A 17,794-nucleotide genomic window follows, 5' to 3' on the forward strand; every position below is an offset into this window, starting at 1 on the left:
GGCGGGCATTGTAGCGGTGAAACGGGCTGGTGGCATCCCTACGCTGTCCAGAGGCGGCGCGACCTGGAGTAGGAGCGGCAAGGCCGCTCCAGTGATCGAGCGGGGAATCAGCGTTTGGCAGCCATCGCGGTGACTTCCACGCGCATGCCTTCGACCGCCAGCGAGGCCACGCCAACGGCGGCGCGCACGGGCCATGGCTTGTTGAAGAAGCGCTGGTATACCTCGTTGAACGCTGCACGTTCAGCCATGTCGGTGAGGTAGATGGTCAGGTGCAGCACGCGGTCCATGCCGCTGCCGGCTTTTTCCAGGGCTACTTTCAGCGCCTGCAGGGTGCATTCGCTCTGCGCAACGATGTCGCCCAGCTCGAGGCTGCCATCGGCGCGGGTGGGGATCTGGGTGGAGACCAGCACACCGTTGTATTCGGCGACGTCGGACGAAATGGAATCGGCGTCCGGATCGGGGGTGTAGATGATGTCTGTGTTTGCCATGGGCGCGTTTGCCTTGCTACGGAAGGAAAGCGGCAAGCGTACGCGAGCAGGCGGCAGGGGTCGAGTCGTTAGGGCGCTGTCGCAGTTACCACTGGCACATCCCAAAAAAACAGGGCGCCTGATAGGCGCCCTGTTTTGTGTTGCTTAGGCTTCAGCGTCCCAAGGACGATCGCCTTTCTCATCTTTGACGCGGGTCGGCAGGCCCATCACGTCCAGCGCCTTGAGGAACGGCTCGGCTGGCAGTTCTTCGACGTTGACCATGCGCTTGGCATCCCACTCGCCACGGGCCACCAGCAGGGCGGCAGCCACTGGCGGTACACCGGCGGTGTAGGAAATACCTTGGCTGTCAGTCTCGGCGAAGGCTTCTTCGTGATCCGCCACGTTGTAGATGAACACTTCGCGCGGCTGGCCATCCTTGGTGCCCTTGACCAGGTCACCGATGCAGGTCTTGCCGGTGTAGCCCGGGGCCAGGGAGGCTGGGTCTGGCAGCACGGCCTTGACCACTTTCAACGGCACCACTTCCAGGCCTTCGGCGGTCTTGACCGGTTGCTCGGAGAGCAGGCCGAGGTTTTTCAGCACGGTGAACACATTGATGTAGTGCTCGCCGAAGCTCATCCAGAAGCGCACGTTCGGCACGTTGAGGTTCTTCGAAATCGAGTGAACTTCATCGTGGCCGGTCAGGTACAGGTTTTGCGAACCTACTACGGGCAGGTCGTCGGTACGCTTGACCTCGAACATGGTGTTGCTGGTCCACTGGCTGTTCTGCCAGCTCCATACTTGCCCGGTGAACTCGCGGAAGTTGATTTCCGGGTCGAAGTTGGTGGCGAAGTACTTGCCATGCGAACCGGCATTGACGTCGAGGATGTCGATCGAATCAATGCTGTCGAAGTATTGCTGCTGCGCAAGTTTTGCGTAGCTGTTCACCACACCCGGGTCGAAACCGACGCCGAGAATGGCGGTAATGTTCTTTTCTTGGCACTCTTCGAGGTGTTTCCACTCGTAGTTGCCGTACCAGGGCGGCGTCTCGCAGATTTTGCCCGGTTCTTCGTGAATCGCGGTGTCCAGGTAGGCGACACCGGTATCGATGCAGGCACGCAGCACCGACATATTGAGGAAGGCAGAGCCCACGTTGATCACGATCTGCGATTCGGTCTCGCGGATCAGTGCTTTGGTCGCCTCGACATCGAGGGCGTTGAGCGAGAAGGCCTGGATGTCGGCGGGTACCTTGAGGCTACCCTTGGCCTTGACGCTGTCGATGATGGCCTGGCATTTGGAGATGTTCCGCGACGCAATGGCAATACGACCGAGTTCGTCGTTATGCTGCGCGCACTTGTGGGCCACCACCTTGGCGACACCTCCTGCACCAATGATAAGAACGTTCTTCTTCAATTTATCCCTTGCTCCTTACTGAAAGCCGGTCTTACGACAGGCTGGAAACGTAGTCTTCGAAACCGAACTCGCGCACCACCTCGACACTGCCGTCGAGCTGCTTGACCACGATGGATGGCATTTTCAGACCGTTGAACCAGTTTTTCTTGACCATGGTGTAGCCGGCCGTGTCGATGAACGACAGGCGGTCGCCAATGGCCAACGGACGATCGAATTGGTATTCGCCGAAGATGTCACCGGCCAGGCACGATTTGCCGCAGACCATGTAGGTGTGCTCGCCATCGTTAGGGGCCATCTTGGCGTTGAGGCGGTAGATCAGCAGGTCGAGCAGGTGCGCTTCGATCGAGCTGTCGACCACGGCCAGGTGCTTGCCGTTGTACAGGGTGTCGAGCACGGTCACTTCCAGCGAGGCGCTGTTGGTGATGGCGGCTTCGCCCGGCTCCAGGTACACCTGCACGCCGTAGGTTTCCGAGAAGGCTTTAAGGCGCGCGCAAAACGCATCGACTGCATAGTCTTCACCGGTGAAGTGGATGCCACCACCGAGGCTGACCCACTCGACCTTGTGCAGCAGGTGGCCGAAGCGCTCTTCGATGTGCGTGAGCATCTTGTCGAACAGGCTGAAGTCACCGTTTTCACAGTTGTTGTGGAACATGAAGCCGGAGATCTGCTCGATGACCTTCTCGATCTTCTCTGGGTCCCACTCACCGAGGCGGCTGAACGGGCGTGCCGGGTCGGCGAGCAGGTAGTCGGAGCTGCTGACTTGCGGGTTGACGCGCAGGCCGCGGACCTTGCCTTCGGATTGTTCGGCGAAGCGTTGCAGCTGGCCGATCGAGTTGAAGATGATCTTGTCGCAGTTCTCGAGCATTTCCTCGACTTCGTCGTCGGCCCACGCAACGCTGTAGGCGTGGGTTTCGCCTGCGAATTTCTGGCGGCCGAGCTTGAGCTCGAACAGCGACGAAGAGGTGGTGCCGTCCATGTATTGCTGCATCAGGTCGAACACCGACCAGGTCGCGAAACATTTGAGGGCGAGCAGCGCCTTGGCGCCGGACTTCTCGCGCACATACGCGATCTTCTCCATGTTGCCCAGCAGCTTGGTTTTATCGATGAGGTAGTACGGCGTCTTGATCATTTAAAGGCCCCCGGCAAGGCCGGCCAAAAAAAGGACACGCATTGTGCCTTCACTCGCTACAGATCGAAAGGGCGAGATGCGCTTTTCGTCAGGCTCGCTGGAATTTTCCCAGGTGCTTGGGGCCCAATTAGAACAGGCCTGTGTGACTATCCTGATCTCACGGGCGTTTTTCTCGCCACCCCATTGGACCAGGAACGCAGGCATGAAAATTGGCGTGATCGCCGACACCCACGGTTTATTGCGCCCAGAGGCGGTGGATGCGCTGGTCGGTTGTGCGCTGATCGTGCATGCCGGCGATATCGGCAAACCGGACGTACTGGAGGTGCTGGAGGCCCTGGCGCCGGTGCGGGTAGTGCGCGGCAACAATGACCTGAAATGGCCTTGGGCGGCGGACTTGCCCGATCAACTGCGCTTCGACATGGGGGGCTGGCAGGCACTCCTGGTGCATGACATCGCCGATGTGCCGGCCAAGCTCGATGAGGCTGTGCGGGTGGTGATCACCGGGCATTCGCACAAGCCGCTGATCGACTGGCGGGACGGGCTGCTGTACCTGAATCCCGGAAGCGCCGGGCCGCGACGGTTCAAATTGCCCGTGACGGTGGCGGTGATTGAAATAAAGGGAGAAGCGTTAGTCGCCAACATCATTCCGTTGCTCGATTGACTGCCCCGGCCCCTTCGCGGGCAAGCCCGCTCCTACAGGTCAGAGTTATTCCTGTGGGAGCGGGCTTGCCCGCGAAAGGGCCGGAACAGGCAACCTCAATCGACCTGCTTCAACCAATCCTGAATCTGCGCCAGTGTCGCCGTGGCACCTCCGCAAACCACTATCAGCACATTGTTGTACTCGGCCAATTTCTTGGCTTCGTAAGCTACTGCCAATGCAGCCCCACACGCGGGCTCCACCAATATCCGATGATCGAGCAAGAAACGCTCGCAGGCTTCCAGCGCGGCACGGTCGCTGACCAGATGGTTGTGCAGCGGATGGTTACGCGCGCATTCCAATGCCTGATCAGCAACGCGCTTCGCACCCAGGGAGGTGGCCACCGAGGCGAGGCGCTCAAGTTCAACCGGGTGGCCAGCCTGCACCGCTGCGTGCAGCGAGGCGGCACCGGTAGTTTCCACCGCCAGCACAGGTACATCATCCCAGCCATTGCGTGTTAGCCCTTCGACTACGCCACTGAGCAATCCGCCTCCGCCGACCGACAGCACCACCGCATCGGGCCTAAGCCCGGTCGCGGCAACTTCGTCGATCAGGCTGGCATGTCCGGCCCAGAGCAATGGGTCGTCGAAGGGGTGAATGAACGCATCGCCGCTGCCGAGCAGGGTCTGGGCTAGCTCGTTGGCCTCCTGCCAGGAGCTGCCATGCACCACCACCTTGGCGCCTTCAAGGCGCAGCAGTTGCTTGGCGCGCTCGGTGGTGGTCTCGGGTACCACCACGGTCACCGGCACCCCCAGTTTGCGGCCGGCATACGCCACCGCCAGCCCGGCATTGCCCCCGGACGACGACACAAAATGGCGCGCGCCCCTGGCATGGTGGACTTCGCAGGCATGGCCCACGCCACGCAGCTTGAACGAACCACAAGGCTGCACTGCCTCAAGCTTGAGCCAAACGGTACAGCCTGACGCCAGCGAAAGCGGGCGGGATTCGATCAGCGGCGTCTGTATATGCAAAGTCATCGTTAGCTCCAAGCGTCAGTCTTCACGGGCCGCTGCCGGCTGTTCGCCACGCAACTGCTCCAGGTAGTTGTAAACGGTGTAGCGGGTCACCCCAAGGGCGCTGGCAGCCTTTTCCACGCCGCCTTTGACGATGAACAAGCCACGCTCCTGCATGACCCGCACCGCGTCGACCTTGGCCTGCTTGGTCATCCGGCCTTGGCCGCTGCGTTGCAGCGCGCCCTGGATGATTTCGCTCATCAACAGCGCCATGTCGGCGGGTTCGCTGACCGCTGGCGAGTCGCTCAGGGGCTGTAGCTGCTGCAGAAAATTCATCGCAGCGTCCAGCCCCGTAACGTCGGTATTGATGCACAGGCTGGCGAACGGGTGGCCGGTGCTGTCGCGGAAAATGGCCGTGGCGCTGCGCAGGGTGCGGCCCTTGAGCGTGGTCGGGTAATCCGGCAAGACCACAGGCGCACAGCCGCGCTGTTCCACGGTGGCCCGCATCAGGGCCTTGAAGCCTAGGTCCTGTTCGGGCGCGGCGAGGATTGGGCTGCCGACGACACGGCCGGAGAGGTGGCCGTTGACGATCGCCACCACGGAGTGTTCCGGGTGGTCAAGGTCGTGCAGGAGGATTTCCATGTTGCGCGCGGCAACGCTGCCCAAAGCCTGGATAGCGGCCTTGAGAACGGTGAGGGTGAGCTGACGTTCTTCAGGGGGAGAGAGCGGCATGAATGCATCGCCAAATTCAACGGTTTGTGCATTTTTACACAATGCGTTGAAAATGGCGATGTGACGGGCGCGTTTACTTGCCCAGTGCTGGCGTACGCGGTGGAATCATGCGGCGCGAGCCAGTGGCCTCGAAGGCCGCTGCGAAGCTCAACAGGTGGTTATCGGTATAGGCGCGGCCGGCGAAGGTCAGCCCCACCGGCATGCCGATGTCAGCCATTACGCCCATGGGCACGGTGACGGTCGGTACGCCCAGGTGGCGGATCGCAAGGTTGCCGTTGGCCACCCAAATGCCGTTGCTCCAAGCAATGTCGGCCGAAGCCGGGTTGACGTCAGCATCCGCTGGCCCTACGTCGGCCACGGTGGGGAACAGCACCGCGTCCAGGCCCAGGGTGTCCATCCAGTCTTCCAGGTCCAGCTTGCGGGTCTTCTCCAGACCGCGCAGGCCGTCGGGCAGGGTTTCGATCTGGTCCCAGGTCTTCAGGCCGCGTTTGGCCATGTTGACGTATTCGTCCATGCCTGCGGCCAGGTCGTCCTCACGGTTGGGCAGGGTGCCGGGGTCGTGCGGGAAGATCTTCGGCCCATCGACATCGGCCAGGCGGTTGAGCTTGGGGTCGTCGTTGGCCCGCAGGAAGTCGTCAAAGGCCCAGCCCGACAGCTCCCACAGTTCGTCATGGAGGAATGCCTTGCTGACGATGCCGCGGTTGTACACGGTCGGGGCGCCAGGGCGGTCGCCTTCGCAGTTGGAGACCAGCGGGAAGTCCACTTCGAGCACTTCGGCACCTGCAGCTTCCAACGCCTGGCGCGCTTGTTGCCACAGGTCGATGACGCTGTCGCGGGTGTTGATGCGCTGGCCGGTTGGGCCACCGATACCCGGTTTCTCGGAGGTGCCAGCTTCTGGGTCGGCATTGATGTACATGCGCGGCACGCCAAAGCGTTTGCCCTTGAGCGCGCTGGCATCCACCGCCAGGTCCAGGTACGACGCCGGGCGCACCGACGAGGCGGCCGGGATAGTTACCCACGGCTGCAAGCGCCACAGGTCACCGCGTGTGTCGGCGTCGTCGGCAACCACCACGTCGAGGATTTCCAGCAGGTCGGCCATGGTGCGGGCAAAAGGCACCACCACGTCCATGGTCGGGGTCAGCGGCCAGTTGCCACGCACCGAGATCACCCCACGCGAAGGGGTGTAGGCGCACAGGCCGTTGTTCGATGCAGGGCCACGGCCACTGGACCAGGTTTCCTCGGCCAGGCCAAAGGCACTGAAGCTGGCGGCTGTCGCGGTGCCGGCACCGTTGGACGAGCCAGAGGCGAAGGGCGCAGTCAGGTAGGCGGCGTTGTACGGGCTTTCGGCGCGGCCATAGACGCCACGCTGCATGCCACCGTTGGCCATGGGCGGCATGTTGGTCTTGCCCAGGCACACGGCACCGGCGGCGCGCAGGCGCTCGATGGTGAAGGCGTCGCGCTGGGCGACCAGGTCTTTGAAGGCCGGGCTGCCGGAAGCCGCAGTCAGGCCCTTGACCAGGTAGCTGTCCTTGGCTGTGTAGGGGATGCCGTCTAGCGGGCTCAGGGGCTGGCCCTTGGCGCGGCGGGCGTCGGAAGCTTCAGCTTCCTTCAGTGCGTCTGGGTTGCGTACCACCACGGCGTTCAGTGCGGTAGCGGTGTCGGCTCCATCGTAGGCGTCGATGCGCGCCTGGTAGGCCTTGACCAGCTCGACCGCCGTCGTGCGGCCCGACTCGAGTGCGTCGCGCAGCTCGGCAATGGAAACCTCGGTTACCTCGATCATGCGTTCACCAAAAAGTTTTGCAGGTGGGGGCTAGTGCGAGGAGTGTACAAGAAGGCATTGCCGGACGCAGGTTTGCGCAGGGGCAAATGGTTTTATGCAGGCGAGCATTGTCGGGGCCGCGAGGCGGCCCCGAACGGTCAATCCAAGTCGGCCGCCGAGTGCCGTTCTGGTACTTGGCTGGCTTCATCGCCCCAGGTGCGATTGACCCGTGACCCACGTTGCACGGCGGGCCGCTGGGCGATCTCTTCGGCCCAACGCTGCACGTGGGTGTAGTCGTGCACCGCCAGAAACGTTGCTGCGCCATAAAGATTGCCGCGCACCAGCTCGCCATACCAAGGCCACACGGCGATATCGGCGATGCTGTATTCATCGCCGCCCAAGTAACGGCTTTCGGCCAGGCGGCGGTCGAGCACATCCAGTTGGCGCTTGGCTTCCATGGTGAAGCGGTTGATGGCGTATTCGAACTTTTCCGGGGCGTACACGTAGAAGTGGCCAAAGCCGCCGCCCAGGTAAGGCGCCGCGCCCATCTGCCAGAACAGCCAGTTCAGGCTTTCGGTACGTGCAGCGGCAGACGTGGGCAATAGCGCACCGAACTTTTCCGCCAGGTACAACAGGATCGAGCCCGACTCGAATACCCGTACCGGTGGCTCGACACTGCGGTCGAGCAGGGCAGGGATCTTCGAGTTGGGGTTGACCTGCACGAAGCCGCTGGAAAACTGGTCACCCTCGCCGATGCGGATCAACCAGGCGTCGTATTCAGCGCCGCTGTGGCCCAGGGCGAGCAGCTCTTCAAGGGCTATGTTCACCTTCACGCCATTGGGCGTGGCCAGCGAATACAACTGCAAGGGGTGCTTGCCCACTGGCAGCGCCTTGTCATGGGTCGGGCCGGCTACCGGGCGGTTGATGCTGGCGAACTGGCCACCGGAGGCTGCGTCATTGCGCCAGACCTTGGGTGGGGCGTAAGGGTGCTTGCTCATGCAGGGTGCTCCTTCAAGGTCGCGAAAGGGTCAGGTAAAGCGATTGACCTGCATCTATGCCATGGGTTCTCGGAAAAGCGCAATTGCATTGGGCGCGGGCGTTGCGTGCATGCAGGGTTTCATCCAGTTTTCATCTGCCCTTGGCGTCGGCGGCTCTATGCTGGCGCTATCTCTGACCCTGCACGGAACGGCTGGCGATGAACATCCCTCGCAGCGTGTTGGCGCTGGTCCTGCTCGGCGGCCTGTTGGCCCACGCCCAGGCCGCGCCTTGGGTCGCCGGCCTGCACCACATGACCCTGGCCGACCCTGTCGATGATCGCCCGATGCAAGCGTTGGCGTTTTACCCGGCGACGGGTGTGCCCCATAACATGCGCATCGACGGCTATCCGCTCGACGTCGCCGAAGAGGCGCCGGTGGCCCTGGGGCAGTTCCCTTTACTGGTGCTCTCCCACGGCAATACCGGCAGCCCGCTGGCCTTGCATTACCTGGCCTCCGCGCTGGCACGGCAGGGTTTTGTGGTCGTGGCGGTGGTGCACCCGGGGGACAACGCCCGCGATCACAGTCGCCTGGGTACCTTGAGCAACCTGTATGGCCGGCCGCTGCAAGTCAGCGCCGCGATCACGGCTGCCCGTAACGACGCGCTGCTTGGGCCCTACCTGAATGATGGCAAGGTAGGTGTCATCGGCTATTCGGCCGGGGGCGAAACGGCGCTGATCGTCTCGGGTGCGCAACCCGACCTGGACCGCCTGCGCCAGTACTGCCTTGAGCGCCCCAGCGATGGCGACGCCTGCAAGACTCATGGCGTGCTGATTGCCGACCGCAGCGAGCTGGCACCGAAGGCCGATTCACGGGTGGGCGCGGCGATGCTGATGGCGCCGCTGAGCCTGCTGTTTGGCCGCCATGCGCTGGCCAGTGTGCACATCCCGGTGCTGATCTACAGCGGCGACAGCGACCAACTGGTGGCCGTGGACCGCAATGCCGAAGCGTTGGCGCGCAAACTGCCCGTCACGCCGGATTACCGTCTGCTGGCCGGCGCAGGGCATTTCGTGTTCATGGCGCGCTGCGACGAAGAACAACACGCCCGTATGCCGGCGCTGTGCAAGGATGCCGAAGGCGTTGACCGCCGCCATATTCATCACTCGTTGCAACGCGACACCGCAGCGTTCTTCAGCCAGGCCCTCAGCGCACCGCTACTGGATGAGCGCTCAGCTGCGTCGGCTGCGCCGCGCCAGAAGCAGCGTTAAGCCGACGCCTGCCAGGGCGAGCAGGGCGGCAACGCAGAAGATAGAGGCATAGCCCAGGTGCACTGCCACCGCGCCCATCACCGGGCCGGCGATGGCCAAGGCCATGTCGAAAAACACCGCGTAAGCCCCCAACCCAGCGCCGCGGCTGCTGCTAGGCACCTGCTTGATGGCCTCTACACCCAGTGCCGGGTACACCAGCGACAAGCCGAACCCTGTGAGCCCGGCACCTGCCAACGCCCAAGGCGGCGAGGGTGCCAGCCACAGCAGCCCCAGGCCAATCACCTCGGTGGCCATACACACCACTGCCACGTTGTAGCCGCCAAACCGGTTGACCGCATTGACGAACAACAGCCGCGAAATGATAAAGCACACGCCGAAGGCGCTCAGGCACCAGGCTGCACCGGCCCAGCCACGTTCCAGGTAATAGAGGGTGACGAACGTGGTCAGCGTGCCATAGCCGATCGACGCCAATGTCAGCCCCAGGCCACAGGGCGCAACGCGGCCGAAGGCAGACCAGAAGGGCAGCCGTTCGCCCCGTACCACCACCACGTCCGGGCGTTTGCGCAGCACCAGCATGGCCAGCAGCGCCAGCACCAGCAAGGTTGGCCCCAGCACGCTGAAGTCCAGGCCATCCACCGCCAGCACACCGACCGGGGCACCAATGGCGATGGCGCCGTAAGACGCGATACCGTTCCACGAGATCACCCGGGCGGTGTGCTCCGGCCCAACCTGGCTGATGCCCCAGCTCAAGGTGGCCACGCCGATCAGCCCTTGGGCGATGCCCAGCAGCAGGCGCCCGCCCAGCAATAGCGCCAGGCTCAGTAACGGCACGCTCAGGGTCCAGGCCGACAACAGCGTCAGCACCCCGCAACTGGCAATGCCGAGCAAGCCGAAACGAATCGCTTGCTTGCCGCCCAGCGTGTCCGCCACCCGCCCGGCAAAGGGGCGGCTCAGCAGGGTGGCCAGGTACTGCAGGCCAATCGTTATCCCGGCGACAACCGCGCCGAAGCCCAACTGGTCGTGCACATAGCTGGGCAACACCGCAATCGGCAGGCCGATGCAGAGGAAGGCAATGAACGTGTAGAAGACGATCGACAGGATCTGCAGGGTGATGTTGGAGGTACTGCTGGCGGGGGCGGGCTGTTGCGCGGTCATGGGCTCTTTCGCGGGCGGGCGGTTGGGCGTTGTTTCATCATGGCCGTTGCGCGAAGGAAATGAAAGCAGGCTAACGAATTATTCCGGGTGAATGCCCCATCCATGGGATCCGCCTGGTCAACTCAACGCGACCAGGCGGAGCGCACTACATCAGACCACGACGCCCTGGCTACGCAGGTAGTCGTCATAGGTGCCGCTGAAGTCCACGACACCGTCCGGCGACAGCTCGATGATGCGGGTGGCCAGCGAGGACACGAACTCGCGGTCATGGCTGACGAACAGCAGCGTGCCTGGGTAGTTTTCCAGCGCCAGGTTCAGTGCTTCGATCGATTCCATGTCCAGGTGGTTGGTCGGTTCGTCCATCACCAGCACGTTCGGTTTTTGCAGGATCAGCTTGCCGAACAGCATGCGGCCTTGCTCACCACCGGAAATCACCTTCACCGACTTGAGGATCTCGTCGTTGGAGAACAGCATGCGCCCGAGGGTGCCGCGAATCACCTGCTCACCGGAGGTCCACTGGCCCATCCAGTCGAACAGGCTCAGGTCGTCCTCGAAGTCGTGGGCGTGGTCCTGGGCGTAGTAGCCCACTTCGGCGCTGTCGGTCCACTTCACCGAGCCCGCATCCGGTGTCATTTCGCCAACCAGGGTGCGCAGCAGGGTGGTCTTGCCGATACCGTTGGGGCCGATGATCGCAACGCGCTCGCCAGCTTCGACAGTGATGTCGAAGTTCTTGAACAGAACCTTGTCGTCGAAGGCCTTGGCCATTTTTTCGACCACGACGGCCTGACGGTGCAGCTTCTTGGTCTGCTCGAAGCGGATGAACGGGCTGACCCGGCTCGAGGGTTTGACCTCGGCCAGCTGGATCTTGTCGATCTGCTTGGCGCGCGAGGTGGCCTGCTTGGCCTTGGAGGCGTTGGCCGAGAAGCGGCTGACGAAGGTCTGCAGCTCGGCGATCTGGGCTTTCTTCTTGGCGTTGTCCGACAGCAACTGCTCGCGCGACTGGGTCGCGGCGGTCATGTACTCGTCGTAGTTGCCTGGGAACAGGCGCAGCTCACCGTAGTCCAGGTCGGCCATGTGAGTGCAAACGCTGTTCAGGAAGTGCCGGTCGTGGGAAATGATGATCATGGTGCTGTTGCGCGCCGTGAGGATCGTTTCCAGCCAGCGGATGGTGTTGATGTCCAGGTGGTTGGTCGGTTCGTCGAGCAGCAGCACGTCCGGGTCCGAGAACAACGCCTGGGCCAGCAGCACACGCAGCTTCCAGCCCGGTGCCACTTCGCTCATCGGGCCGAAGTGCTGGTCCAGCGGAATCCCCAGGCCCAGCAGCAGTTCACCGGCGCGCGATTCGGCGGTGTAACCGTCCATCTCGGCGAATTCGGTTTCCAGCTCGGCGACGGCCATGCCGTCTTCCTCGGTCATTTCTGGCAGCGAGTAGATACGATCGCGCTCGGCTTTGACCTTCCACAGCTGGCCGTGGCCCATGATCACCGTATCGATCACGGTGAATTCCTCGTAGGCGAACTGGTCCTGGCGCAGCTTGCCGAGGCGGGTGTTCGGCTCGAGCATGACCTGGCCACCGGACGGCTCCAGGTCGCCGCCGAGGATCTTCATGAAGGTCGACTTACCGCAACCGTTGGCGCCGATGAGGCCGTAGCGGTTGCCGTTGTTGAATTTGACGGAAACGTTTTCAAACAGCGGCTTGGAGCCGAACTGCATGGTGATGTTGGCGGTAGAAATCAAGTGCTTGTCCTGCGGGGGTTCCAGAGGTGTATTTAGGCCCTCGTGTCAGTTTTGGGCCAATTTTGGGCCAATTCGACGCGGGGCGGCAGCTTCTCCAGCTCCCTCCAGTCCGAGGAGGAGCTGATCCATTTCGCGTAGGTAGAGAGCAACATCTCAACGCTATGGCCGAGCTGATTCGCGATGAACGCAGGGTTCATCCCAGGCATCAGGCACAGGGTTGCGTAGGTGTGGCGGGTGTCGTACTGACGGCGATCACGGATGTCCAGCGCTTGAGCGCTGATTTGAATGGGCGGATTGTAACACTTGGATCGCAGCTCCACAGCCCACCTTTGCTTGGTTGGACCACGAAAGGGCTGGCAGGGGCACGGACTTGCACGCCATGCGTTGGAGCGTTGCCAACTGCAGGGCTTGCTTGATGGCGTTAAGGGCCCGCTCGTCGAGTAGGGTGCCCGGTGATGATGGAGAGCACCGGTGCCTTTTTAAAGTGTTTACGTGAGAAGCGGTACGGCCGCCTATTCTGCAAAGGTTTGCCCTCGCGTAAAAATACGCGAGGGCCGACCCTAGATAACTAGAACCAACCTGAAATCAAGTGCGAAACATCAGAGAAGAAGTTTTTAATCGAAGACCAAGCGTTAGCTAACCACTTAACAACGCTTTGGACGATGGAGGTGAAGAAATCTACAATTGCACTGTATACCTTGTTGGCCAACGCGCACACGCTTTCGAAAGCGATAAGAATAGCATTGCCGGCCCCAGGGTTTTCTTTGTTGATCTGCTTGGCTTTCTCGCGCCAGCGGTCAATGGCCGAGGCATTATCCCTTTTGGCTTTATCAGCCATTTCATCAATTCTTCGGCTAAATTCATCCTGGTTCTGCGAGGACTGCAGCGCAGTCGTATACTCCGACGTCTTGCTGTGGAAGCCAGCGCTGTCAGTATTCAGGTCGGCCTTGCAATCACCCGTAAACTTGCTGATTACTTGATCGTTACCACTGTCGCTCAGCGAGCTAACGGCCAGTGATACAGGCTCCAAGCCGCCATACAATTCATTCAGTACTTTTGACTCAGTGCTGTAACTCTGAGCCCTGCTGTCGCTTTTAAAGTGAGCGGCCATGTCATCGATTATGCTCTCGAAATCATTGCGAGCAAGAACCAAACTTTGTGCTGGCATTTTCTTCTCCTTGAAAATTAGAAGCGATGTTTTTCATAGCCTCCTTAGCGTAGTGTGGTTTTGATCTGCATCAAGCGCTTGATTGTTTTAATTGTATATAATTACTTCCTACTGTCTTCAGGTTGTAATGGGTGTGCGTTCGTAATCGCTCTTATGCTGATGTTTAGATTGCGCAGTTGTAATCTATCCAAACAGAATGATCACAGCGCTAAGAGACATCCACGTGAAGTGAACTGACGCCCTTCAAGTGTTGTAAAGATCCTTGGGCTGATCGAGTATTGGGGCACCCTCTGGCGCTACGTGGGGGCCTGGAATGAATGGTTTTTTCAGCGCTTGGCCCGCCGAGCTTCACGATAAATGCTGAGCTGCTGGCGGGCGGCGCCTAATCTATTTGGTTAGGCTGGCTGTTCTGAATAATGAAAGCGGGCTTACCCTCGGATCACCTTAAGGCGCGCCCGCCCAGCGTCCGTGATGGCGTTTTCGCCTTCATCGCTGATGCGGTAGCGACCTGACACTGACTGTGTAATGGTGAACCTCACCAGTCCGCTCTTGGACAAAGCCTCACCCACTTCAAAGCTCATTGCACGCTCTAAGTCGAAGATTTTTGTTTCTCCGATTTTATAGCGGGCAAACGCAATCAGCGCCGAATCTATCGCCGCTTGGTCTATCACCTCAACACGCATTGGACCTCCTGGTCTGAATCGCCCAGGTCCTTGCGGTTAACGGACCTGGAAGTTCGTAGAATGCGCAACGCTACTACGGAGCCGGGCGTGTTAGTTACTGGCTTTGCGTCCATGCTGGATGGGTGGCCAGTCATGATCGTTAGTTTTAGTCTGCGTGCGGCGCTGCAGTGTCCGTTAACGACATCTCTTTTGGAAACACGTTGATAAACGCACTAATAGCAGGCTTGTCGTCATCATCGATATTGATCTTCGGTGTTTGCGACGATCGACTGATGTCCGTTGCAAAATTAGCGGCCCTCAGCGCACGTTCGATTTGCTGGCTTCCCGGGCTGTCATACAGCACTGCCTGAACGCCTGTGGCCTCTTTGGTGAGCATCAACTGCTTTATTTGTACCCGCACGCCCGCTTTGGTCAGGGCAACGGCGATTTGCTTGGAGAACGCCAACGCTTCGTCGTCGTTTCTGACGATATTGAGCAGTACGGTTGGGGCTACTTTGTCTTTGGCGAGCGCTGCCGCCAATGCCTGGAACGCGGCCTGTGCCTGCGCTGTCAGCTTTCTGGGCCGCAGGCGATGTTCAATGGCCTGGCGCTCTTTTTTCGCGGCGTCCAGTTGTGCCGTCAACGCCGCGTTCTGTTGCAGGAGCTCTTCGATTTTCAACTGGGATTGGGCGGCGGACTGGTTGGCTGTGGCGATCAGTTGGCTGGCCTCGGCCATGGACCTGTCTGACTCGCTGCTTTGCACCTCGGACGTCAGGTGCGCCAGGATGACCGCGCAGGCCGAGACTAAGGCGGCAATGATGGCGGTTGTTGTAGCAATGCTGTGAATAAGGCTGGCGTTATCTGCTGAAATTTCTGGCATTAGCGTGCTCTTGAAATTTAGGTTCCATGATTTTGCGTTTTTGATTTCGCGGCAGATTGCCATAAATTCACCGTGCAAGCGACCTCTGGCGTCGACTGTCGGTGCTTGATTTGGCATGACGTGATGGCCTGCGTGAGCAAACGAATAACGCTTTGTTTACAGGTGATTGCCAGTTGTCCGATTCAGCTCACATTTCGACTGAGTACAGTTGCGCGCCGTTTGCCTTTGGCTATGGTGGCTTTAGGTATACAACTAAAGTCGTAGGAGGGGCGACATGCGGATTCGCGGCGACGTTTTCTGGGGCTGGGCTGACCCAACGCTTCACCATCGGACTCACGACGAAACGTTAAGTGACGGCAGCTACATCGATGTCCAGGTGCGACTGTCGCGAACAGGCAATACGCAGATGTTCATCGGGGTTTATGCCCCCAGTGGCATGGCCATTCACGAAGAAGCATTCGATTCGCGTCCAGGCGAGTCGATGACCCGTGCCTTGGCGTGGGGCGTGGGCAGGGCGCGGCGGATAGCAAGCGATGCGATTCCCGTGACCGAACAGTTCGCCTGCGCTAAGTAGCGAGCTCTGAAGGTTGCTGTGGGTTGGGCGTGGGTCAGGTCTCATCCTTGATCTTTGCTGCGACGGACCTCAACTCACTGGCAACCCCATCGATGGACTTGATATGAGCGCGTACATCGATCTCGCTGTCTGAGGTCGCCCGCGCTTCCATGAACTTGGCGTGCCCGGTCATGGCTTTGCTGAGTTCATTCAGGTGGTCGGCGGTTTTGACGAGATCGGCTTTGATGGTATGAAGCGGTTCCATGAGCGTGAGTGCGTTCCTTGAAGTGTGCGTCTACAACCCTGTCCGGCTGTTCAGCGAAGCGTGCGTGACATCAGCCACTGCAGGTTGCCCCACGCCTCGAACTGCTCAATCACCGTCCAGCCACGCTTGGCATAGTAAGCCTGTTTATCATGGGTGTGCAGGTACAAGTTTTCGAGGCCGGCAGTGCGCGCATGGGTACATAGGGCCTCAATCAGGTGCTCGGCGATACCGGCTCCTCTGGCTGCCGGGTCAACGAACACGCAGGCAAGCCAAGGGCCGAGGTCCGGGCGGGAAGGCAGGTCTTGGGCCGCCAGAGCGGCACCGCCCAACAACTGGCCTTGCTCCTGGGCAATCAGGCATTGCCACTGGCCATTGCCCTGGCCTTCTGCGAACTCATGCTGCCATCGCGAAAGGTCGATGCCGTCGAACTCATACGTGAATTGCTGATGAATCCACTGAGCAAAGGCGTTGCAATGGTTCATGTGGTTCGCGAGCCAATCAAATTGAGGCATGGGCATCCTGCACGGTAGTACCTGTTCAGCGCATCATGACACAACCCTCAAGTGGAGACGCAAGTGAAGTTTTTCATGCTAAGGCTAGTCAGTGTCCGACTTACCTGATTCATTACCTTGTACCTGTAAAACTGAGCCTTTATCGTCCGTTGCCAACAAGCCACTTTGTGCGTTGGCGCCGTTCAGCTCTGCATGCGCGATGTTCGCTGCACCCCGAAAGATAGCGCGGCTTTCTTCACCTGTTTTCAGCGTGTGCAGGTGACCATTCTGATAGAAAAATTGCGTACGGTTGGATGGCATGGGGAGCGCTCCTTGTAATGCACCACGCTTATGAGTATCTGCACGGGCTACTCTGTGCCCGCTTCACGACTATGGCTACTAGCAGAATTAACAGGTGACCGCTCTAATGAAGCTCCGATAAAATCTTCACTCTAAGCAAAACGCACCACGACCTTGGTTGATTGGAACTAAGTTGCGACGCTGGGTAGAATGCCCTGTATCTCTATTGGTCAATTGCAAATGCCTACATTTCGTATCTTTGTTTGCACCTTGTTGACTGCCAGCCTTGCCGGTTGCGCAACACCGGGTAACCCCACAGCCAGTAAGCTGACCTCCAAAACCCCTGCACAATATGCCGCCTGTGTAATGCCCAAGTGGCAAGCACTGGCGCCCCTCGCCAACCAGAAATCGATTGCCCACGGCTATCGATTGACCGCGCCAAGCGCAGTGGCCTCCGATGATGTTCTCGAGGTGGTTGAGTCGCGCGACGGCAGCCGCGCCACGTTCTATAAAGGCAGCTTCCTTTCGGGCGACAAACTGCGCCAGGCTGCAAGAGAGTGCCTGGAATGAGCTCAGTAACCTGAGCTGCCCATACCGCCCATGTTGGTAGCTGGCTGCCAGTCAGTTAAGCGTCATCGGCGGTGAATGGGGCTGCTGTGCAGCCCATCGCAGCGGCCCCCTTGGCTGTAACTGACTGGCATTAATCGTGGCAGGATCAGAAGGCGAGGCCGCGGGCGCTTGACGCGACCATTGATCGCATAGGGCTGCTCCAAGGCAGCCGCCGTGTGCGGCGCGCACCTGCTTCGGCGACTTCCCCTCAGCGTGCTTCGAGTTTCGTGTTCATCCGCTGGCATTGCACTTCTGCATCGGTCCTGTTCGGGTAACTGGGTTTGAGCCGCTCCTTCGCCAGGTTGTCATAAATATCGAACCCCCCGCATACGGTCGCTGCGTAATAACGGCTACCGACGCGGAAAGACTCCTTTTCGATGGGTACCGCCGGAACGATAACGAATCTTGGTTGCATGTTTCGTGCCTCCCCAGGCAGAGACCTAAGTATTAGTCGGGCAGTTGGTAACCATCAAGCAGGCTCATGGGCAAGCGACGAATAGCCCGGTGCGTGACACCGCTTCCAGCACGCCCGTTCGTCGGTGCAATGGGGGCAATGCGCCTGCCAGGCATGCAGGCGGGTGAACA

General features: G+C 60.3%; 20 protein-coding genes and 1 pseudogene. 4 read left to right on the plus strand and 17 right to left on the minus strand.

The window, feature by feature from the left end:
- Nucleotides 1-107: 107 nt before the first annotated feature.
- From D886_RS0115705 to D886_RS0115715, 3 genes are all read right to left on the minus strand, one after another.
- Nucleotides 108-488, minus strand: a complete 381-nt coding sequence (locus D886_RS0115705; RefSeq protein WP_027594832.1) for a RidA family protein — start codon at nt 486-488, stop codon at nt 108-110.
- Nucleotides 489-632: 144 nt separating this feature from the next.
- Entirely contained in the window at nt 633-1,877 is a 1,245-nt protein-coding gene (locus D886_RS0115710; RefSeq protein WP_027594833.1) for a saccharopine dehydrogenase family protein, read from the minus strand.
- A 31-nt stretch (nt 1,878-1,908) separates the two neighbouring features.
- A complete protein-coding gene (locus tag D886_RS0115715; protein ID WP_027594834.1) occupies nt 1,909-3,006 on the minus strand; it encodes a carboxynorspermidine decarboxylase in 1,098 nt (365 codons plus the stop codon).
- Between the two features lie 202 nt (nt 3,007-3,208).
- Here D886_RS0115715 and D886_RS0115720 point away from each other — a divergent pair, with 202 nt between their 5' ends.
- Nucleotides 3,209-3,667, plus strand: coding sequence for a metallophosphoesterase family protein (locus D886_RS0115720; RefSeq protein WP_027594835.1), 459 nt, complete (start codon nt 3,209-3,211; stop codon nt 3,665-3,667).
- A 95-nt stretch (nt 3,668-3,762) separates the two neighbouring features.
- On the opposite strand, the gene D886_RS0115725 is transcribed toward D886_RS0115720, so the two are convergent.
- The 4 genes from D886_RS0115725 to yghU all read right to left on the minus strand — a co-directional run bounded on the left by D886_RS0115725 (nt 3,763) and on the right by yghU (nt 8,145).
- A complete protein-coding gene (locus tag D886_RS0115725) occupies nt 3,763-4,680 on the minus strand; it encodes a pyridoxal-phosphate dependent enzyme (RefSeq protein ID WP_027594836.1) in 918 nt (305 codons plus the stop codon).
- 15 nt (nt 4,681-4,695) lie between these two features.
- On the minus strand, nt 4,696-5,388 hold the full coding sequence (locus D886_RS0115730; protein WP_027594837.1) for a transcriptional regulator: 693 nt from the start codon (nt 5,386-5,388) through the stop codon (nt 4,696-4,698).
- Between the two features lie 73 nt (nt 5,389-5,461).
- On the minus strand, nt 5,462-7,168 hold the full coding sequence (locus D886_RS0115735; RefSeq protein ID WP_027594838.1) for an amidase: 1,707 nt from the start codon (nt 7,166-7,168) through the stop codon (nt 5,462-5,464).
- Nucleotides 7,169-7,305: 137 nt separating this feature from the next.
- Nucleotides 7,306-8,145: a glutathione-dependent disulfide-bond oxidoreductase gene (gene yghU / locus D886_RS0115740; RefSeq protein ID WP_027594839.1), complete on the minus strand. Its 840-nt coding sequence runs from the start codon at nt 8,143-8,145 to the stop codon at nt 7,306-7,308.
- A gap of 197 nt (nt 8,146-8,342) precedes the next feature.
- Here yghU and D886_RS0115745 point away from each other — a divergent pair, with 197 nt between their 5' ends.
- Nucleotides 8,343-9,389 carry a dienelactone hydrolase gene (locus D886_RS0115745; RefSeq protein WP_027594840.1) on the plus strand — a complete coding sequence of 349 codons (1,047 nt, stop codon included), beginning with the start codon at nt 8,343-8,345 and terminating at the stop codon, nt 9,387-9,389.
- On the opposite strand, the gene D886_RS0115750 is transcribed toward D886_RS0115745, so the two are convergent.
- The 6 genes and pseudogenes from D886_RS0115750 to D886_RS0115775 form a co-directional block, all read right to left on the minus strand.
- Nucleotides 9,351-10,544, minus strand: coding sequence for an MFS transporter (locus D886_RS0115750; protein WP_027594841.1), 1,194 nt, complete (start codon nt 10,542-10,544; stop codon nt 9,351-9,353). The two genes, D886_RS0115745 and D886_RS0115750, sit on opposite strands and share 39 nt — an antisense overlap.
- Nucleotides 10,545-10,694: 150 nt before the next feature.
- Nucleotides 10,695-12,281, minus strand: coding sequence for an ABC-F family ATPase (locus tag D886_RS0115755; protein WP_027594842.1), 1,587 nt, complete (start codon nt 12,279-12,281; stop codon nt 10,695-10,697).
- 32 nt (nt 12,282-12,313) lie between these two features.
- Nucleotides 12,314-12,662: pseudogene (locus D886_RS28870) on the minus strand (integrase).
- A gap of 187 nt (nt 12,663-12,849) precedes the next feature.
- A complete protein-coding gene (locus D886_RS0115765) occupies nt 12,850-13,449 on the minus strand; it encodes a hypothetical protein (protein ID WP_027594843.1) in 600 nt (199 codons plus the stop codon).
- 428 nt (nt 13,450-13,877) lie between these two features.
- A complete protein-coding gene (locus D886_RS0115770) occupies nt 13,878-14,132 on the minus strand; it encodes a hypothetical protein (RefSeq protein ID WP_027594844.1) in 255 nt (84 codons plus the stop codon).
- Nucleotides 14,133-14,277: 145 nt separating this feature from the next.
- The gene (locus D886_RS0115775; protein ID WP_256215118.1) at nt 14,278-15,108 is read right to left on the minus strand and encodes a hypothetical protein; all 831 of its coding nucleotides are present in this window, start codon (nt 15,106-15,108) and stop codon (nt 14,278-14,280) included.
- A 157-nt stretch (nt 15,109-15,265) separates the two neighbouring features.
- Here D886_RS0115775 and D886_RS0115780 point away from each other — a divergent pair, with 157 nt between their 5' ends.
- Nucleotides 15,266-15,565 (plus strand): hypothetical protein, encoded by a 300-nt coding sequence (locus D886_RS0115780; RefSeq protein WP_027594846.1) that lies wholly within the window; start codon nt 15,266-15,268, stop codon nt 15,563-15,565.
- A gap of 34 nt (nt 15,566-15,599) precedes the next feature.
- Here D886_RS0115780 and D886_RS0115785 read toward each other — a convergent pair whose 3' ends face one another.
- The 3 genes from D886_RS0115785 to D886_RS27895 all read right to left on the minus strand — a co-directional run bounded on the left by D886_RS0115785 (nt 15,600) and on the right by D886_RS27895 (nt 16,621).
- Nucleotides 15,600-15,809, minus strand: a complete 210-nt coding sequence (locus D886_RS0115785; protein WP_027594847.1) for a hypothetical protein — start codon at nt 15,807-15,809, stop codon at nt 15,600-15,602.
- 50 nt (nt 15,810-15,859) lie between these two features.
- Nucleotides 15,860-16,321: a GNAT family N-acetyltransferase gene (locus D886_RS0115790; RefSeq protein WP_027594848.1), complete on the minus strand. Its 462-nt coding sequence runs from the start codon at nt 16,319-16,321 to the stop codon at nt 15,860-15,862.
- 84 nt (nt 16,322-16,405) lie between these two features.
- The gene (locus D886_RS27895) at nt 16,406-16,621 is read right to left on the minus strand and encodes a hypothetical protein (RefSeq protein WP_081717506.1); all 216 of its coding nucleotides are present in this window, start codon (nt 16,619-16,621) and stop codon (nt 16,406-16,408) included.
- A 189-nt stretch (nt 16,622-16,810) separates the two neighbouring features.
- Here D886_RS27895 and D886_RS0115795 point away from each other — a divergent pair, with 189 nt between their 5' ends.
- On the plus strand, nt 16,811-17,170 hold the full coding sequence (locus D886_RS0115795; RefSeq protein ID WP_027594849.1) for a hypothetical protein: 360 nt from the start codon (nt 16,811-16,813) through the stop codon (nt 17,168-17,170).
- Between the two features lie 247 nt (nt 17,171-17,417).
- Here D886_RS0115795 and D886_RS28470 read toward each other — a convergent pair whose 3' ends face one another.
- Complete coding sequence (locus tag D886_RS28470; RefSeq protein ID WP_027594850.1) at nt 17,418-17,624, minus strand: hypothetical protein; 207 nt, start codon at nt 17,622-17,624, stop codon at nt 17,418-17,420.
- Nucleotides 17,625-17,794 lie beyond the last annotated feature (170 nt).

The sequence above is a fragment of the Pseudomonas sp. LAIL14HWK12:I7 genome (genome assembly GCF_000483465.1).
Taxonomy (GTDB): Bacteria; Pseudomonadota; Gammaproteobacteria; order Pseudomonadales; family Pseudomonadaceae; genus Aquipseudomonas; species Aquipseudomonas kermanshahensis.

Bases quoted from the DNA above. Each gene is read 5' to 3' on its own strand.
- D886_RS0115705 (WP_027594832.1), bottom strand. From the start codon at position 488: ATGGCAAACACAGACATCATCTACACCCCCGATCCGGACGCCGATTCC.
- D886_RS0115715 (WP_027594834.1), bottom strand. From the start codon at position 3,006: ATGATCAAGACGCCGTACTACCTCATCGATAAAACCAAGCTGCTGGGC.
- D886_RS0115720 (WP_027594835.1), top strand. From the start codon at position 3,209: ATGAAAATTGGCGTGATCGCCGACACCCACGGTTTATTGCGCCCAGAG.
- D886_RS0115725 (WP_027594836.1), bottom strand. From the start codon at position 4,680: ATGACTTTGCATATACAGACGCCGCTGATCGAATCCCGCCCGCTTTCG.
- D886_RS0115730 (WP_027594837.1), bottom strand. From the start codon at position 5,388: ATGCCGCTCTCTCCCCCTGAAGAACGTCAGCTCACCCTCACCGTTCTC.
- D886_RS0115735 (WP_027594838.1), bottom strand. From the start codon at position 7,168: ATGATCGAGGTAACCGAGGTTTCCATTGCCGAGCTGCGCGACGCACTC.
- yghU (WP_027594839.1), bottom strand. From the start codon at position 8,145: ATGAGCAAGCACCCTTACGCCCCACCCAAGGTCTGGCGCAATGACGCA.
- D886_RS0115745 (WP_027594840.1), top strand. From the start codon at position 8,343: ATGAACATCCCTCGCAGCGTGTTGGCGCTGGTCCTGCTCGGCGGCCTG.
- D886_RS0115750 (WP_027594841.1), bottom strand. From the start codon at position 10,544: ATGACCGCGCAACAGCCCGCCCCCGCCAGCAGTACCTCCAACATCACC.
- D886_RS0115765 (WP_027594843.1), bottom strand. From the start codon at position 13,449: ATGCCAGCACAAAGTTTGGTTCTTGCTCGCAATGATTTCGAGAGCATA.
- D886_RS0115770 (WP_027594844.1), bottom strand. From the start codon at position 14,132: ATGCGTGTTGAGGTGATAGACCAAGCGGCGATAGATTCGGCGCTGATT.
- D886_RS0115775 (WP_256215118.1), bottom strand. From the start codon at position 15,108: ATGCCAAATCAAGCACCGACAGTCGACGCCAGAGGTCGCTTGCACGGT.
- D886_RS0115780 (WP_027594846.1), top strand. From the start codon at position 15,266: ATGCGGATTCGCGGCGACGTTTTCTGGGGCTGGGCTGACCCAACGCTT.
- D886_RS0115785 (WP_027594847.1), bottom strand. From the start codon at position 15,809: ATGGAACCGCTTCATACCATCAAAGCCGATCTCGTCAAAACCGCCGAC.
- D886_RS0115790 (WP_027594848.1), bottom strand. From the start codon at position 16,321: ATGCCTCAATTTGATTGGCTCGCGAACCACATGAACCATTGCAACGCC.
- D886_RS27895 (WP_081717506.1), bottom strand. From the start codon at position 16,621: ATGCCATCCAACCGTACGCAATTTTTCTATCAGAATGGTCACCTGCAC.
- D886_RS0115795 (WP_027594849.1), top strand. From the start codon at position 16,811: ATGCCCTGTATCTCTATTGGTCAATTGCAAATGCCTACATTTCGTATC.
- D886_RS28470 (WP_027594850.1), bottom strand. From the start codon at position 17,624: ATGCAACCAAGATTCGTTATCGTTCCGGCGGTACCCATCGAAAAGGAG.